We start from the raw sequence: 16,256 nt of genomic DNA, 5'->3' as shown, positions 1-16,256 counted from the left end.
CTCCGGATCACCTTTTAACGGATAATGCGATTTGGTGCACGCCGGCCTTTTTGATCTTTCCCATAGTCTCCGCTATTTTTCCATAAGGAAGGGAAGAATCGGCGGATAACGTGATCCTCATATTAGGACGGATCTTAGTCTCTCTTTGCAATTGAGCTTCGAGTCTTGGAAAATCAGTTTCATTTCCTTCTAAGAAAATTTTTCCGTCTTTAGATAATGCCACCTGAACGGTTTTGGCTAGATTCGCATCCACCGCATCCGCTTTAGGAAGATTGATATTGATGGATTCTTTTTTTAAGAAGTTTGCGGTAACCATAAAGATCACCAAAAGAACCAAAATTACGTCCACCATCGGAGTAATATTAATACTGCCGATTTCTTCTCCGTCACCGGAAGAACTTTGACCTGCCATTATACTCTCCTTTCTAGAAATCCCGGTTTAACCTTTTCGGGACAGACTTGCTAAAAATTCTTTGGAAAGAATTTCCAGATTAGCTTGGATAATTTTCAATTTTCTAGTGAAGTAGTTATTCGCCATTACCACTGGGATCGCTACGGCAAGACCGACAGCAGTTGCGAGTAACGCTTGTGAAATTGTCCTCATTACCACTTCTCCTGCTGCGTTCCCCAGAGTTCCTAATTTATAGAATGCGCTGATTACTCCGAATACTGTTCCTAATAGTCCGATAAATGGAGCGTTGTTCCCTAATGTGTTCAAAATAGAAAGTCTTGTTTCGAAACCGACTCTTTCTCCGATCATCTTTCCTTCCATGAGTTCGCCCAGGCTTTCTTTTCCACCTTTGGAATGTTCGGAGGAGAAGTCCGCAAATCTTGCGTAAACGTTCTCCGGATAATTTTCTGAAAATTTAGGAGCGCCAGTTAGATCTCCCTTTCTCGCGGTTTGGATGATTTCAGGTAATACGAAGGCGGAGTCTTTCGTATTTTTAACGAATATGATCGCTCTTTCTACTACAACGGCCACTGCAAGAACACTCGCGATCGCCATGATCACGAAGATCGCCGTTTCCATGTACCCGATAGCAATTTCAAAACTCATTTTATAGTTCCTTCTTAATTTCTGTTTTTTTGTCTGATACGATCCCAGTCATTCTGTTTTTGTTCCGAAATTTCGGACTTAAAGTTCTGGTTCTGGCGAATAAAGTTCTTTGCAATTCCTGACACAATTTAGGGTCTCTACTCCGGAATTAGAAATGAGTTCGGAACCTTCTCCGCTGCAATCATTTTCAGATCCGACCCTGGACCAATAGGCCTCGTTACAACTAAAAACACATTCTTGGATTTTGGAATTTAAACCGGACATCTGCTCTTGCGCCAATAATTGGCGGCAATAAGATTCATAACTCTTAGCGGTTCCTCCGGAGAATAGTCCGGAAATTTCGACTTCTCCGCTTCCTTTTAGATCTTGGGAAGTTTTTAAACAATCTTCCGCTTCTTGAATGGAAGACTTACATGCCGCAGATGGATTTGCGGAATAATTTAAGAGAGATTGTAAGACGAGTGTGCTTTCGTTAGACGCTTCCGGAGAATATTGGGAACAGTAAGAGAATATAACTAGGGCGGAGAATAATCCGAACCAATGTGTATATACTTTTCCTAAACTCCGGGTTTGCATTAGAACTTAACCTCGATACCTACGTTAAAGAACGGAATGATCACACCGCCCGGCAAAGGAATTGTTCCGAATGTCGGACTAGGACTTGGGTTCGTTTTAGAGTAAGGTTTCGTATTATCGAAATCTTCTCCACCCACGTTCTCTCTCAGGTATACGTTTACTATCTCCAGGAAGGTATTCACATACCCCCATTCATAATTGAAAAATCTATCGAAACGGATGTCAAGTCGATGATAAGGCTTTAATCTACGACTATTGATATATTCTCCAAGGGCCGGGTTATTGGCGTATTGAGGCACCCAATAGGTTTGGCCGTTTGCAGGGTTACTGAACCTTCCCCCGTCATCCCCTACAATAGGAGTAAACGGCCTGCTCGTCAGGTAGGACCATCTGGCGCCGAATTGCCACTCCTGGCTCCATCTCCAACCGAAGACCATATTGATCACATGGGTCCTGTCATAGTCGTATAATGTCTCTTTAGAATTCTTATAAAACTGTGCGGCGATCTGGGTCTCTTGTGCAGATAAAGGTGCGGAACCAGGGTCAGGGGTGAATATATTATTATTTCTGAATGTTTGGGACCAAGTGTAGGTAATCCAACCGAACCAGTTCCTGGTTCCCGGGCGGGAGTTCTTACGAAGTACTAATTCATAACCTCTGGACCAACCGGTTCCACTATTAGAGAAGTTCAACTTTTTGTTTGTGATAAAAGGTTGAGCGATCCTGGAATATGGATCAGGATTTGTTCCGATAGGCTCTGTGATATAAGGATCGTCCACGATCAGGCTGGAGTATTCTTGTTTAAAGATCTCTCCTTTGATCTGGTAATCACCTTCTAATAGTTGTTCTATCCCTCCACCGTACTTGAATACCTTTTCGAAATCCAAATGAGGGTTCCCGCTGTCCTTATTAAATTTAGTGTCCAGAGGGAAGCGGAAGAAATTACCCCCGCCTCCAAAGATGGTGGTTCCTTTTCCGATACCTTCAAACTTATAAGATGCCTGTGCTCTAGGACCGAAAGCACTATTGTTTACGTACGGAATATAGTCGTAACGTGCTCCCGGCTCTATATGTAAATTTCCTAAACGGATCTTAGTGGTCAGATAACCGTTATAGTAGGATCCTTTCGCAGTGATATTTGTAGGAATAGTAGTGAAGTCAGGACTTTGGGTATCATAAGGGTTCGGACTTAAATTATTCGGATCCGATTGTATGATATTGGAACCGGTAGAATAATAATTTAATAATCTGTATTCTGTTCCGAACTCAGCGCTGAAATATTTGCTCGGATCCCAGAATGCATCCTGGCGTACACCGTTGTATGCGCCGCTGGCCCTGTTCTTTCCTTGGATAGAACCGAATGATACGTTAAAATCGGTAAACGGATCATAACTGATGAATGTTACTCGATTGGAGAATGTATCTATCGGCTTCCAAGTATAACGTAACGCTTGGGTCCTGAATCCTTGTCCTGAGGAAATACTTGCACCTGCAAATGCAGCAGTCGCATCATTGGCAGGGTCGTTCTGGTATTTCGCAGGAAGATTGGCTGCAAAATCATCTTTAGAATAGAAGGAATGGAAAGATACCTGGTGGTGCTCGTTAAAATTATGAACGAACTTAACCTGAGAGTCCACGAATCTTGGAAGTCGTAAGCCTTCCGGAAAGTCAGCGCCTAAAGCGGAAGTCAAACCTTGTACAAATCTATCCAAGTATCCCACTCGGGCAGAAGCGATTAAGTAACCTTTCCCGCCGAAAGTAGGGCTCATATAACTGATACTACTGGACCAAGCGGAGATAATTAGGTTCTTCTGAGACTTGTCTACCTTATCCACCGTATCGATATGAATGACCCCACCCAACGCGTTATTGAAGTTGGCAGGGAATACACCGGTATACACGTCGATTGATTTGATCAGGTTTGCGTTCACCACTGCACTCAATCCATCGAAGTGGAATGGATACAAAATAGGAAGATCATCCACTAAATATAAGTTCGAGTTCGGATCGGAACCCCTGATCACATAATTGTTTGCGCCGCCGCCAAATGCCGCAGAAGGAACCACGCCTGGAATTGTTTCCAATGCTCTCAAAGGTTCACCGAAAGTTCCGGGCATCCTTTTGATCTCTTCATATTTGATCGTTGTCCTGGAAAGTATAGGTTTATCTCTTTCCGCAGCAACTGTGATCGTGCCCTTAGGGACCTTTGCTTTAGGGGATGCAACGGAAGAATCCGCACCTGCGTCTGTATAAAGGGTAACGGTTTGGCCGGAAGCTTCTACGTTACCTTTAATATCCTGCATATCTTCTACTTTCAAAATTCTGAATGTATAAATACCGGGAGAAGGTACTACAGCGTCGAAATAACCTTCCGCATCTGTCCTATAGATCTTTTTGGTCTCAAAAAGCAGAACCTGGGTTTTAGCTTCTCCTTGGTTTTTTTGTCTGGAGAATAACCTGGCTTTAAAAGTTACTTCTGCAAACACATCCAATGGAGCGATTGCCGCGAGAAAAGCGATTTTGATCAGGACTTTTTTTAACTTCATGGCAATTTAGGATCCACAAATACATCTTTAAAATTCAAATACCAAGGGATCTCTCCCGCAGGTTTATCATAATAGATCCAAAGACAGACTGCCGGATAGGATATGAAAGGACAGTCCGCTTTTGTGATCGCGATACTACAAAGATCCAGGTTCCTTCTTTGCACATCTCCGATCGCAACCGGAAAATGTTGCGGGATCGGATCTCCGCATTTTTTGGAAAGATATTCCGCTGCGGCATAGATCTGGCTGTTTGCATCTCCCTGAGGAACCGTATCTTCCCGAACACAATCCACCAATAGAATACAAAAGAAGCTGAAAGCGAATACGCGGGTTTTCATTTTTTACCCGCTTCGTTAGGAGTTGTAGAAGGAGAACCGATTACGGTGCCTTTTACTTTTAGTACACTTATTGTTCCTACAGGGAAAAATAGGTGAGTCTCGTGCCAGTATTTTACTTTGATCAAACTTTTCCCGCCGGGGATCTTTTGAACTGCTTCGCTGAGTGCATAATCCAAATTTAATGGATTGGTTACCGGGATAAGTCCGAACAAAAAGAAGACCGAACTTTCCCCGCTGGAAACTCCCAACTCCATGTAATCTTTGGAACGAATGATCGTAGCAGAATCGATTAGATTCGTACTAGTCACTCTGCCCCCCACATCCGCTCTACTGAAAGTGCCTGAGCATGAGTACATCGTAAAAATTAAAAAACAAAACGGAATGATAGATCTGAGAAGAATCATATCGCCTTGGAATTAACGGCCTTTCTTCCTAGGATCCGGGATCTCGTCTTCGAATTTGATCGCTTCTGCGGAGATATGAAGACGGTTCACAGTTAAGAATATAAAGATGGATCTATCTGTCCAGTAGCGGACATTGATTAGAGCATCCGCCTCTTTTTCCTTCTTCAATTCCTCCAATAGTCGATCGATAGGAGGTTCGCCTAATGGAATTCCGATGATTGCGATATCGAATGTGTACCAGTATTTTGTTCCTTCAACCGGAGCGATCACTTTATACTTTTTATCCGCTACCGGAACGGTACTCGTTGCAAGTCCAGCGCTAGTAGTAGCGCAAGAGATGATAGAAGCGGCTAATACAAGTGATAAGATTAGTCCGGAAATACGAGTTTTCATGTTTTTTCCTTTTCCAATACCGACTCCGGTCTAAGTCAATTTCTTGCTAAAACAGAGGCGTTTCGCGATTGAGGTTCAATCTTTTGTATCCACCATCAATCTCCCAAAAGACATATTTTCCAAGAAAAAAAATTCCATTCGGAACCGGAATCACTATGATGTGGTCGGGACAAACATCGTTTAGGAAGGGGAATATATTACAAAACCATGATTCTTTGGTTTCGTTGGATGTTTAAATTTGAGTATCTTCGTTCTTATAATACTTCACAAGTCTGCGAGCAGTTTGATAAGAGCCTGCCAGTCCTTGGGTTACAAGTTCTTCTGCCTTTTGGAAATCATTTCCTAGCTTAGAAAAGAAATCATCCAGCAGCATGGATTGAACGGATTCGTGTAACCAATGTTTGGCCTGTTCTTTTCTTTTTTTATCCAAGTAACCTTTGTCTTTGATAGCTTGTATGAAGTTTAAAATTTCAGTCCAGATCTCGGAGATCCCTTCTCCAGTAACCGCCGAGCATGTTCTAACTTCTGTTTTAATACCTGATTCATGAGAAGGAAGAAAATGAACTGCAGAAATTGTTTCCGCTTTTGCACGATTTGCTCTGGCCATGTTTTCACCATCCGCTTTTGTGATCGCGATCAGGTCTGCCATTTCCATGATCCCACGTTTGATCCCTTGTAATTCGTCTCCCGCTCCTGCTATTAAAAGAAGAAGGAAGATATCCACCATGGAATTAACGGCTGTCTCCGATTGTCCAACTCCGACAGTTTCTACAAGGATAGTATCGAAACCTGCGGCCTCGCATAAAAAGATGGTTTCTCTAGTCTTACGAGCGACTCCACCTAATGAATCTCCGGAAGGGGAAGGACGGATGAATGCTTCTTTTTTACGGGAGAGAGTTTCCATTCTGGTCTTGTCTCCCAAAATGGATCCTTTAGATAATTGTGATGTAGGATCTACCGCAAGTACTGCGATCTTTCTTCCTTGCTCTATCAGATGATTTCCGAAGGTTTCGATGAATGTACTTTTACCTACACCCGGAATTCCCGTGATCCCAACTCGGATACTTTTACCGGAATGAGGTAAACATTTTTCTAATATAGCTTCTGCCAATTCTTGGTGAGAAGGGAGAGTACTCTCTACTAAAGTGATCGCTCTGCTTAATAGAACTATATCTCCCGAGAGAATTCCTTTGGAAAAAGTTTCCGCATCCGGAAGGCTCTTCTTTTTGATAGAGCCTCGGATCTGGGCTTCTTCTTTTCCCTCGGTCTCGGGCATAAAAAGATTAACCTTCTACACTCTTGATCAGAAGTTCTAGGATTTCTGCGCCTGCTTTGGAGATTTTTGTTCCAGGTCCGAAAATCCCGTTCACTCCTGCTTTATACAAATAATCATAATCCTGCTGAGGGATGACTCCGCCTGCGATGACTAGGATATCTTCTCTTCCTAGTTTTTTGAGTTCTTGGATTACCTGAGGAACTAAAGTTTTATGACCCGCTGCAAGACTAGAAACTCCGAGCACATGCACATCGTTCTCTATGGCCTGTTTTGCTGCTTCTCCAGGAGTTTGGAATAGAGGACCTATATCAACGTCGAATCCCATATCCGCAAAGCTTGTGGAGATTACTTTTGCACCTCTATCATGTCCGTCCTGTCCCATCTTAGCGACCATGATCCTAGGCTGTCTTCCTTCCAACTTTGCAAATTTTGCAGAGAGTTCTTTTGCCTTTTTGAAATCCGGATCATCCATGATTTCCTCCGAGTACACTCCTTTGATCATATGAGTGACGGATTTATATCTGCCGAATACTTTCTCCATAGCGAAAGAGATCTCGCCAAGGGTTGCTCTTTTTCTGGCCGCATCTACCGCAAGTGCAAGCAGGTTTCCATTTCCAGTTTTAGCACATTCAGTGATCGCATCTAATGCGGCCGTAACTGAAGCATTGTCTCTGTTTTTCTTGAGTTCGTTTAGTTTGCGGATCTGAGATTCTCTCACCGCTGTATTATCGATATCCAAAATATCCAAAGGATTTTCTTTAGAAGGACGGTAACGGTTGATACCTACGATCACATCTCTGCCGGAGTCGATCCTTGCCTGTTTACGGGCAGCGGCTTCTTCTATCCTCATTTTTGGAATTCCGGTCTCGATCGCTTTTGCAATACCGCCCAGTTTTTCCACTTCTTGGATCAGTTCCCAAGCTCTTTCCGCAAGTTGAGAAGTTAAAGATTCTATATAGAAGGAACCACCCCAAGGATCCACAACTCTGTGGATATTTGTTTCTTCCTGCAAATAGATCTGAGTGTTTCTTGCGATCCTTGCGGAGAAGTCCGTAGGAAGTGCAATTGCTTCGTCGAGTGCATTCGTATGCAAAGATTGAGTATGGCCGAGTGCCGCGGCAAGAGCTTCTATACAAGTTCTTCCTACGTTATTGAAAGGATCCTGTTCGGTTAAACTCCAACCTGAAGTTTGGCAATGGGTTCTAAGAGCGAGAGATTTGCTATTTTTAGGATTAAATGTTTTAACAAGTTTTGCCCAGAGAAGTCTTCCTGCTCTCATCTTTGCAATTTCCATAAAATGGTTCATCCCGATTGCCCAGAAGAAAGAAAGACGAGGTGCAAAACTATCTACGTCCATTCCTGCTTTGATACCAGTGCGTAGGTATTCCAACCCATCTGCCAAAGTATAAGCAAGTTCTATATCCGCAGTAGCTCCCGCTTCCTGCATATGATATCCTGAGATGGAGATGGAGTTGAACTTAGGCATGAAGTCGGTGGTATATTTAAAAATATCCGCGATAATCCTCATGGAAGGTTCGGGAGGATAGATATAAGTATTCCTTACCATGAACTCTTTTAAGATATCATTCTGGATGGTACCTGAAAGTTGTTCCGGTTTTACTCCTTGTTCTTCTGCAGCTACAATATAAAAAGCTAATGTAGGAATTACGGCTCCATTCATTGTCATGGAGACCGACATCTGATCCAAAGGGATCTGGTCGAAGAGTATCTTCATATCCAGAACAGAATCGATCGCAACTCCCGCTTTTCCTACGTCTCCTAAAACTCTTTCATGATCAGAGTCGTATCCTCTGTGAGTTGCGAGGTCGAATGCAACAGAAAGACCTTTTTGTCCTGCTGCTAAGTTTCTACGATAGAATGCGTTTGATTCTTCTGCAGTGGAGAAACCTGCGTACTGACGGATGGTCCAAGGTTGTTGGACATACATAGTAGAGTAGGGTCCTCTTAAAAAAGGAGGAATTCCTGCTGCGTAATCCAAATGTTCCAAGGACTCCACATCTTTAGGAACATACACAGGTTTGACCGGTACTTTTTCAGGAGTATTCCAGATCGTTTCTTCTAATTTAGAAAGTCCTAATTCGTCCAAGGCTTCTTTGGACCAGGATTCGAATTTAGTATCTCCAGTTACCGGAGTTCTGTTGGGGGAGAATGTAGGTCTTTTCATTGGATTCCCAGCCTTTTTTGAAGATCGGAAAGTGTTTCTAATAGATTGGATCGAACATGGATGAATCCGTTCACACCCGCGGATTCCAGTTCGGAAAGAATATCTTTTGGATAACCTGCCGCATAAACAATAGGTTTGGATTTTAATTTAGGAAGTACTTCCTTCACATAAGCGGAAACTTCCTCATCCGAACTACAGAATACGATCATCTGAGGATTTTCTTTTTGGATGCCTGCGATCGCCTCGTCGGAAGTTTCATAACTTCCAGGGTCGATTACATTAAATCCTGCACATCCTAAAAAGTTGAGAGAGAAGATCGCTCTTGCCTTCTTCATTTTTAGGTCTCCCAAAGGAAGAAGAAGTACTTTTACGGAAGTTTTATTTTTGGATTCGTAATTTTCCGTTTTCATACGGATCTCTTCGATCGCATCTCCTGCAAAAAATTCAGGAAGAGAAGTCACTTTGAGTTCGTTGGAAGCGGAAGAAAGTGCCGAAGTCTGGACATGTTTGTTCAGATCTTTGTTTTGGATCTTATCATTAGAATTCGGATATTGGTTCGTTCCAAGGAAGATCTCTTTTCGAGTAGAGTAATTTTCTTCCTTCTTCTTTCTAGATCCTAAAATGGAAGATTGGATCTTACCTGATTTCAGACATTCTAAGAATCCGCCGTCCTTCTCCACTTCAGTAAACAGCTTCCAAGCCTGTTCAGTGATCTGATCGGTGATTGTTTCTATATAATAAGAACCGGAAGAAGGATCGGCAACCTTATCCAAATAAGATTCATGTTTCAAAAGTAACTGAACATTTCTTGCGATCCTAAGAGAGAAAGAATCCGCAGGTTGTAATAGATGATCGAACGGAAGAACATTGATAATTTCTGCGCCGCCGATTGCAGCGGAGATTGCCTCAGTGGTCCCTCTCAAAATATTATTATGAAGATCATAGATCCCGTAATTGTATCTTGCGGTTTCCGCTTCGATAAACGGAAGGGAAGCTTCTCCCTTATCGGAAGAATAAGAAGAAAAAATTTCCGCCCAAAGAGTTCTTGCCGCTCTAAACTTCGCGATCTCTAAGAAATAATCAGGACCGATCGTAAATTGGAAAATTGTCTGAGAATTTACTATCTCAGGAGAAATTCCTAATTCCCCCAAACGATACAAATATTCTGAACCGAGTGCGAGAGTGTATGCAAGTTCCTGAACAATTGTAGAACCGCTGTCCCTGAATGTGGAAGAGTGGACAGTAAGTGCCCTGAAATTTTTCCATTTACCTGCAAGTTCAGTTAAGATCGGTTTTAAAGTTTCAGGACCATGTCCGCCTGAATGACCTTGTCTTGCAAGGATGCGATATGGATCGTACCCAAGTCCTCCCACAAGAGTTTTGTTCTTAGGAAGCCAGGAATAAAGTTCGGGAGATTTTTCTTCCGCTACAAAATGAAGAGTGATCTCGTTCAAAGGTAGGTCTTCCAACAAGAAAGCCAGATCCTTTTCATTTTTGATCTGTATTCCTTTTCTTCCGGAACCAACATCCGCAAGCACGAGTCCCAGTGCGGAAACTCCATTGGAGATCGCTTCGACTGCTAATTCTTTTGCGGTTTTTAGATCGGGAGTATCTATGTCTTGTCTGATACTCCAATCATTCGTAAGTTTGCGAGTGGATCTAAGATAAGGAAATTTCCCCGGAAGGTTGGAAAGGAGCCATTCCTTTCCTTTTAGATTTTCTTTTCTATAAAACGGCTGGATCTTAAATCCTTCTTGGGTTTCCCAGACCAGTTTTTTTTCGAAGTCTGCACCTTTCAGATCCTTAGTGATCAGGTTCGTCCATTCTTCGGTGGAAACCGGTGGAAATTCGGAGAAAAGTTTTTCTGATGCCATTCGATTTGCCGTCAGGCTCCTTTTTTCGTTTTAAGATAATGCGGAATAGAAGCGAGTATGGAAAGTGTCAGAGTTCCTATGATCACTATCAAAGAGATCTCTATAGATACATGGATCACTCTTCCGAAAACGTATCCTGAAAATGCAGGAAGAAGAAGTTTTACTCCCACAAACGCGAGTAGAATGGAAACACCTTTTTTGAGGTAAACGAACAGTTCCATCACTCCACCAAGCAGGAAGAATAAAGACCTGAGTCCTAAGATCGCGAATACGTTGGAAGTATAGATGATAAAACTATCTTGTGTAATGGAGAAGATCGCAGGAATAGAATCTATCGCGAATAGAATATCGCTGAATTCCACAACGATCAGTATCAAGAAGGTGGAAGTAAAAAGAGTTTTTCCATGTTCTTTCACCAAAAACTTTTCCGGATGGAATGTTTTGGACATCGGAAGGACTTTTCTAGCGTACTTCAGAAGTTTCATTTCTTCCGGATCGAAATCCTCTTCTTCATCGTGGAAGAACATCTTCCAAGCGGAGTAGAGTAGCAAGAATCCGAAGATATAAAGTATCCATTCGAATCTGGAAACTAGTTCCGCGCCTGAAAAGATCATCGCCGCTCTGAAGATCAATGCGCCTATAATTCCCCATTTTAAGATCATTGGCTGGTACTGGGATTGTATCCGGAACTTTCCAAAGATCATGATGAACACGAAAAGATTATCCACAGAAAGAGAATATTCCAGTAGATATCCCGCTAAAAATTCCAGGGTCTTTTGTTTTGCAAGTCCTGGGTTAGTCGGATCTTCGTGAAAAATATAAACTAAAAGAGAAAAACTGAATGCAAGAGTAACCCAGAACAATGTCCAGTAACCCGACTCTCTGAGAGAGAGTTTATGGGCTCTTTTATTCATTACGAATAGGTCCAAATAGATCAAAAGGCCTACCACGACAGAAAAAATAAGAAAAAGTGTAGAATCTTTTTGGCTAAACGAGATCATCGCAGCTTCCGAGGCCCTATTTGGGCCTTTGAAAGACAGGTTCCTCGGTTTGATCTGGAAGACAATCCCAAATCACCGGGTGTTTAGAGATTAGGAGCTCTTAATGATCTATATTATATTCCCGATTTTGGCTCTCATTCATTTGGGAGTTCTATTTTTAGGTACGGACATATTTCTAGTTCGTTTGATTTCCAAAATTGTTCCCATTCTATATTTAATCGCGTTAAGTGTGGGAGAAGGAAGATGGAAAACTCGCGCCGGAATTTGGCTCGGGATAGGTTTGGTATTTTCGCTCGGTGGAGATACTATCCTGGCCTTCCCGGATAAATATTTTGTTTTCGGTTTGGGAAGTTTCTTAATCGCTCAGGTAGCATATTCGGTTAGCTTTTCTTGGGGAAATCCAGTACATTTCTTAAGATTGATCCCGTATGTAATTTTTGGAGCTTCTTATTTTTATTGGCTTCTTCCCGGGATCGCACCCGCGTTAACCGTTCCGGTCGCGGTTTACGTTTCCGCAATTTGTGTGATGGGCTGGAGATCCGCAGCGAGAGAAGTTTCTTCGAGAGACAGATGGCTTGGAATTTTAGGAGCGATCAGTTTTATAATTTCCGATTCGATCATCGCACTCGGACAATTCACTCCGAACAAACTTCCGTTCCACGGAGTTTGGGTGATGTCTACTTACTATTTAGCTCAATTTTTAATCTATCTTTCTCAAGAAGAAGAGGAATAAAATAGGAAAAATTATTATTGAACCGACTTGAAAATCCCCTAGAATTGTCGCGACCGGAGTATGCAGAATGAGTATTAAACCTTTAAAAGAAACTACATTTTTGGAAGCTGTTGCAGCTGCGATCCAGCATGAGAAGGACTACTTCGAATTTTACATGGATACGTACGAAAAACTCCCTCCGGGAAGAACTAGGGAATTATTCGAAAAACTCGCAGAGGAAGTGGATGAACATATCAAATTTATCCAAGAGATCTACAGAGTGGCAGAAGGCGCAGAACTTCCTAATTTAAAACAATTGGCCGCAATCCATAAATTCCACCAAACTACGATCCAAAAGATCATGAATAAGGTGGAGCGCACTATCACAGGTTCAGGATCCAAGGACGCTCATGAGGCTCTAGAACTCGCGATCAGAGAAGCTGAAAATTCAGTAGCATTCTACGAGAAACTCACCACTAAATTCGAAGATTCGAATATTAAACTATTGTTTTCTAAACTAATGGATTACAGCCATAATTACCAATCTTTGCTGGAGGCTGAGTTGAATACGTTCGACCAGACTCGTTCTGCAGGAGGAGCATACTTCTGGGACGAACAAGCGGAAGAAGTAGCAAAGGCGGTAGGAAATTCCAAGCCAACCAGTAAGTCGTCTGCTAAGGGATTAAAACCTTCTAAACCTGTCAAAAAAGCTGCGGCTAAAAAAGTAGTGAAGAAGGCTGCACCTAAAAAAGCAAAAGCGGTAGCTAAGAAAAAACCTGCCGCCAAAAAAGCTTCTCCCAAAAAAAAGGCAGCCAAAAAGAAAAAGTAAGAACTTTAGAACCGGGAAACATTCGATTCCCGGTTTTGACTTCGCGGGCTTGAGAGTTTAAACCTTTTGGAAGAAGGTCTTAAAAAAGAAGTTTTCCCTCCTAAGGACAGATCCAATCTGGCCCCGAGATGAAAACGAATCCTAGTCCGGATTGGACCAAACTACAACATTTGTACCCGGTAAACCGGGAAATGATCTGGTTAAACAATTGTGGGACCACTCCTGCAAACACGGACACCTTACATGCAGTCAATGAATACCTGCAAGGTTACGCTGCCAGAGGCGGTAACACGGAAGTACGCAGATATCCAACCGTTAAAAAAGTGATCCGCACAATTCTTGCGGAACTATTAGGCGTAGAAGCAGAAGAACTTTCCTTAATCCACCATACAAACGAAGGTATCGGATTTATTTCCCTGGGTTTGAAACTCAAAAGCGGGGATCGTATCCTTCTTCTGGAAAACGAATACCCTTCTAATATTTATCCTTGGGAACATTGGAAAGAAAAAGGAGTCTCCATTTCTTTTGTGCCAATGGCGGAAACTCCGGACGGATTTTTAGAGAACTTAAAGTCTTCCATCACACCTGATGTAAAAGTGGTGAGCCTTTCCGCGGTGCATTGGTGTACTGGAATGCCTTTCCCTTTAGAAGAGATCGGAAGTTTTCTGGCGGGGAAAGGGATTGAATTCGTTTTGGACGGAGCCCAAGGAGTGGGACTTCTTCCAGTAAGACCTAGAGAAATGGGAATTTCTTATATGGCTTTCCCTGCTTGGAAATGGTTACTAGGACCTTTAGGACTTGGAGTTTTATACATTGCTAAGGAAAAGTTAGAAGGACTTAATTTTCCGTTCAAGGGAACCGGCTCCGTAGTAAATGACGAGGTCTATTTACCTTATAGAGAAGAACTAAAAGGCACGGATCGTTACGAAATTTCCACAGTGAATTTTATAGATTGGGTCTATTTCCAATCCACATTAGAAATGCTTCATAAAGTAGGATTTCATAATTCAATGGAAAGGATCTACGAACTTGCGGATTATCTTTCCGACAAACTCAGAGATGCAGGTTGGAAACTTGCTTCCGATCATTTCCCGGACTTTAAAACAGGGATCGTGGTCGCAGAAAAAGAGGGACTTTCTATGGAGAATGTAGTGTCCGATCTCAAAAAGAACGGCGTCATGTGCGCGCTTCGATTGGGAAGGGTTCGTTTCTCTCCTCATATTTATCTGGCCAAGGAACAATTGGACAGAGTAGTGGATCTAGTTTCGAGATAAGAACTTGGCTTCTCTTTTTGAAAAGGCAGCTTTATTATTTCCACTCTGGGTCATTTGTGGTGTGACACTCAGTTGGTTTTTTCCATCAATACTTCATGGATTTAAAGGACCTTGGATCACTTATAGTTTGGGACTGACCATGCTCGGAATGGGTATCAGCCTAAGAACGGAAGATTTTACGAGAGTATTCAAGGCTCCTAAACCGATCCTGATCGGTGTGATCGGTCAGTACACGATCATGCCTTTGACCGGTTGGTTTTTAGGGAATTTCTTCCAACTTTCCTCTCCGTTAGCTGTCGGGATTATAGTAGTTTCTTGTTGTCCGGGCGGAGTTGCCTCTAATGTGGTTTCCTTTTTAGCAAGAGGTGATTTGGCGTTATCAGTTACGATGACTGCTATCTCCACAGTTCTTTCAGTGATCATGACCCCGCTTCTCACTTTATTTTTAGTGGGAAATAGTGTGGGTGCAAATGCTTCCGGTCTATTTTTTGATACAGTCCAAGTCGTGATCTTGCCAGTGATCCTCGGAATTTTATTAAATCGTTATACTCCTAAATTTGCGGAGAAGGTGAAAATCGTTTCTCCATTGATAGCAGTTATTCTGATCACTTTGATCGTCGCTTCGATTATAGGTTCCGGAAAAGAGGCGGTGATCAGTTCAGGACTTCATTTAATTTCTTCCGTATTCTTACTCCATATTTCGGGGTATTTTTTCGGGTACTGGGCTGCATATTTTGGGACCAAATCTTTTGTAGTAGCTAGGACAGTTTCCATAGAAGTGGGGATGCAAAATAGTGGATTGGGCGCTGTTCTTTCCCGGAATAATTTTTCCGACCCTCTGGTGGCGATTCCGGCTGCAATTTCGAGTTTTGTGCATTCTTTGATTGGAAGTGTTCTGGCGGGGATCTGGAGAAGGTCCATTCCTCAGGAAGAAGGGGAAAAATCGCTAATTTCGGCCGATCTTCCTTGATTTTTGGTCGTTCTTTTTTTTTATAGCATAATCAGTCTGAATAGGGTAAACTGGGCGGCCATAATTTTGGTCTAACCGGTGGGTTCTTATTTAGGCCAATCTTAGCTAAGAGTATCATCCGTCATGAGAGAGATCATTAAGCTTTCTTGCCAAGTTTGTAAGAAAAATTCTTACTTCCAAACCAAGAACAAAAAGGCGAAATCCGAGAAGTTGGTAACGAAAAAATTCTGTAAATTTTGCCGTGCCCACGTCGAACATAAGGAATCCAAGGTATAATTCCAAATCCAGATGGTGACTAAAAAAGCTGCATACGATAAAAAGGTCCTGAGTGAAATATCGGACCTTCTTTTGGAGAGAAAAAACTCTCTATTGGAGAAGTATGCGAAGTGGGAAGATAATAGCAAACCTTCCGGCCTGAAAGAAATGGGAGATATCGCAGATATCGCGTCGGAAATCAACGAAGAGATGTTGAGTTCCGTTTTAACCGAGTCAGAGATCGAGACCATCCGAGAAATCGACGTGGCTCTCGAGAAAATCGAGGACGGTTCCTATGGCATTTGCGAGGGGACCGGCAAAAAAATTCCTTTAGCCAGACTAAAAGCAATTCCTTGGACTCGTTATACTGTAGAATACGCCGAGGCTGTTTCTAAACACAAGGCTTCCGGCAAAAAAGGTCCACTTTCGGCTACATTGACCGGGACCTATAAAATTCCGTCCGATCCAGATTCTCTGGACGATTAATTCTCCGCGCTCACATCCGACCTATTTTTTTGGATTGAAATCTACTCGTTTTCGGCGAGCATTTCCAATTCGTGCCAAAT

The 16,256-nt window shown here is 42.5% G+C and carries 17 protein-coding genes; 6 read left to right on the top strand and 11 right to left on the bottom strand.

All coding sequences use genetic code 11. From position 1 onward, the window contains the following. Positions 1-7: 7 nt before the first annotated feature. The 11 genes from EHR06_RS08380 to EHR06_RS08330 form a co-directional block, all read right to left on the bottom strand. Complete coding sequence (locus tag EHR06_RS08380; protein ID WP_100710793.1) at positions 8-412, bottom strand: ExbD/TolR family protein; 405 nt, start codon at positions 410-412, stop codon at positions 8-10. Between the two features lie 27 nt (positions 413-439). After that, entirely contained in the window at positions 440-1,057 is a 618-nt protein-coding gene (locus EHR06_RS08375) for a MotA/TolQ/ExbB proton channel family protein (protein ID WP_135756577.1), read from the bottom strand. A 78-nt stretch (positions 1,058-1,135) separates the two neighbouring features. Continuing rightward, positions 1,136-1,633 carry a hypothetical protein gene (locus EHR06_RS08370; RefSeq protein WP_135756576.1) on the bottom strand — a complete coding sequence of 166 codons (498 nt, stop codon included), beginning with the start codon at positions 1,631-1,633 and terminating at the stop codon, positions 1,136-1,138. Then, positions 1,633-4,179: a TonB-dependent receptor plug domain-containing protein gene (locus EHR06_RS08365; RefSeq protein WP_135756575.1), complete on the bottom strand. Its 2,547-nt coding sequence runs from the start codon at positions 4,177-4,179 to the stop codon at positions 1,633-1,635. The genes EHR06_RS08370 and EHR06_RS08365 overlap by 1 nt, the downstream gene beginning before the upstream one ends. Then, entirely contained in the window at positions 4,176-4,517 is a 342-nt protein-coding gene (locus EHR06_RS08360) for a hypothetical protein (RefSeq protein ID WP_135756574.1), read from the bottom strand. The genes EHR06_RS08365 and EHR06_RS08360 overlap by 4 nt, the downstream gene beginning before the upstream one ends. Then, positions 4,514-4,921 carry a hypothetical protein gene (locus EHR06_RS08355; protein WP_135756573.1) on the bottom strand — a complete coding sequence of 136 codons (408 nt, stop codon included), beginning with the start codon at positions 4,919-4,921 and terminating at the stop codon, positions 4,514-4,516. The genes EHR06_RS08360 and EHR06_RS08355 overlap by 4 nt, the downstream gene beginning before the upstream one ends. 12 nt (positions 4,922-4,933) lie before the next feature. Continuing rightward, positions 4,934-5,314, bottom strand: coding sequence for an LIC20211 family lipoprotein (locus tag EHR06_RS08350; RefSeq protein WP_135756572.1), 381 nt, complete (start codon positions 5,312-5,314; stop codon positions 4,934-4,936). Between the two features lie 232 nt (positions 5,315-5,546). Next, on the bottom strand, positions 5,547-6,590 hold the full coding sequence (gene meaB / locus EHR06_RS08345) for a methylmalonyl Co-A mutase-associated GTPase MeaB (protein WP_135756571.1): 1,044 nt from the start codon (positions 6,588-6,590) through the stop codon (positions 5,547-5,549). Positions 6,591-6,597: 7 nt separating this feature from the next. Continuing rightward, positions 6,598-8,775: a methylmalonyl-CoA mutase gene (gene scpA, locus EHR06_RS08340; protein ID WP_135756570.1), complete on the bottom strand. Its 2,178-nt coding sequence runs from the start codon at positions 8,773-8,775 to the stop codon at positions 6,598-6,600. After that, on the bottom strand, positions 8,772-10,649 hold the full coding sequence (locus EHR06_RS08335; RefSeq protein ID WP_135756569.1) for a methylmalonyl-CoA mutase family protein: 1,878 nt from the start codon (positions 10,647-10,649) through the stop codon (positions 8,772-8,774). The genes scpA and EHR06_RS08335 overlap by 4 nt, the downstream gene beginning before the upstream one ends. 11 nt (positions 10,650-10,660) lie before the next feature. Further along, positions 10,661-11,650, bottom strand: coding sequence for a TerC/Alx family metal homeostasis membrane protein (locus EHR06_RS08330; protein WP_135756568.1), 990 nt, complete (start codon positions 11,648-11,650; stop codon positions 10,661-10,663). Positions 11,651-11,753: 103 nt separating this feature from the next. Between EHR06_RS08330 and EHR06_RS08325 the strand changes: the two genes are divergently transcribed. The 6 genes from EHR06_RS08325 to EHR06_RS08300 all read left to right on the top strand — a co-directional run bounded on the left by EHR06_RS08325 (position 11,754) and on the right by EHR06_RS08300 (position 16,176). Continuing rightward, a complete protein-coding gene (locus EHR06_RS08325) occupies positions 11,754-12,383 on the top strand; it encodes a lysoplasmalogenase (protein ID WP_135756567.1) in 630 nt (209 codons plus the stop codon). Between the two features lie 67 nt (positions 12,384-12,450). Next, positions 12,451-13,191, top strand: coding sequence for a ferritin-like domain-containing protein (locus EHR06_RS08320; protein WP_135756566.1), 741 nt, complete (start codon positions 12,451-12,453; stop codon positions 13,189-13,191). Between the two features lie 128 nt (positions 13,192-13,319). Then, positions 13,320-14,465 carry an aminotransferase class V-fold PLP-dependent enzyme gene (locus EHR06_RS08315; protein WP_135756565.1) on the top strand — a complete coding sequence of 382 codons (1,146 nt, stop codon included), beginning with the start codon at positions 13,320-13,322 and terminating at the stop codon, positions 14,463-14,465. 4 nt (positions 14,466-14,469) lie between these two features. Continuing rightward, positions 14,470-15,435, top strand: a complete 966-nt coding sequence (locus EHR06_RS08310; RefSeq protein ID WP_135756564.1) for a bile acid:sodium symporter family protein — start codon at positions 14,470-14,472, stop codon at positions 15,433-15,435. A 123-nt stretch (positions 15,436-15,558) separates the two neighbouring features. Continuing rightward, positions 15,559-15,711 carry a 50S ribosomal protein L33 gene (gene rpmG, locus EHR06_RS08305; RefSeq protein ID WP_010514486.1) on the top strand — a complete coding sequence of 51 codons (153 nt, stop codon included), beginning with the start codon at positions 15,559-15,561 and terminating at the stop codon, positions 15,709-15,711. Between the two features lie 12 nt (positions 15,712-15,723). Beyond that, positions 15,724-16,176: a TraR/DksA family transcriptional regulator gene (locus EHR06_RS08300; RefSeq protein ID WP_086445833.1), complete on the top strand. Its 453-nt coding sequence runs from the start codon at positions 15,724-15,726 to the stop codon at positions 16,174-16,176. The last annotated feature ends 80 nt before the right edge of the window (positions 16,177-16,256 follow it).

The sequence above is a fragment of the Leptospira dzoumogneensis genome, assembly GCF_004770895.1.
Taxonomy (GTDB): Bacteria; Spirochaetota; Leptospiria; order Leptospirales; family Leptospiraceae; genus Leptospira_B; species Leptospira_B dzoumogneensis.
Note: the sequence above shows the minus strand (reverse complement) of the source record. Positions and strands in the feature narration are given on the sequence as shown.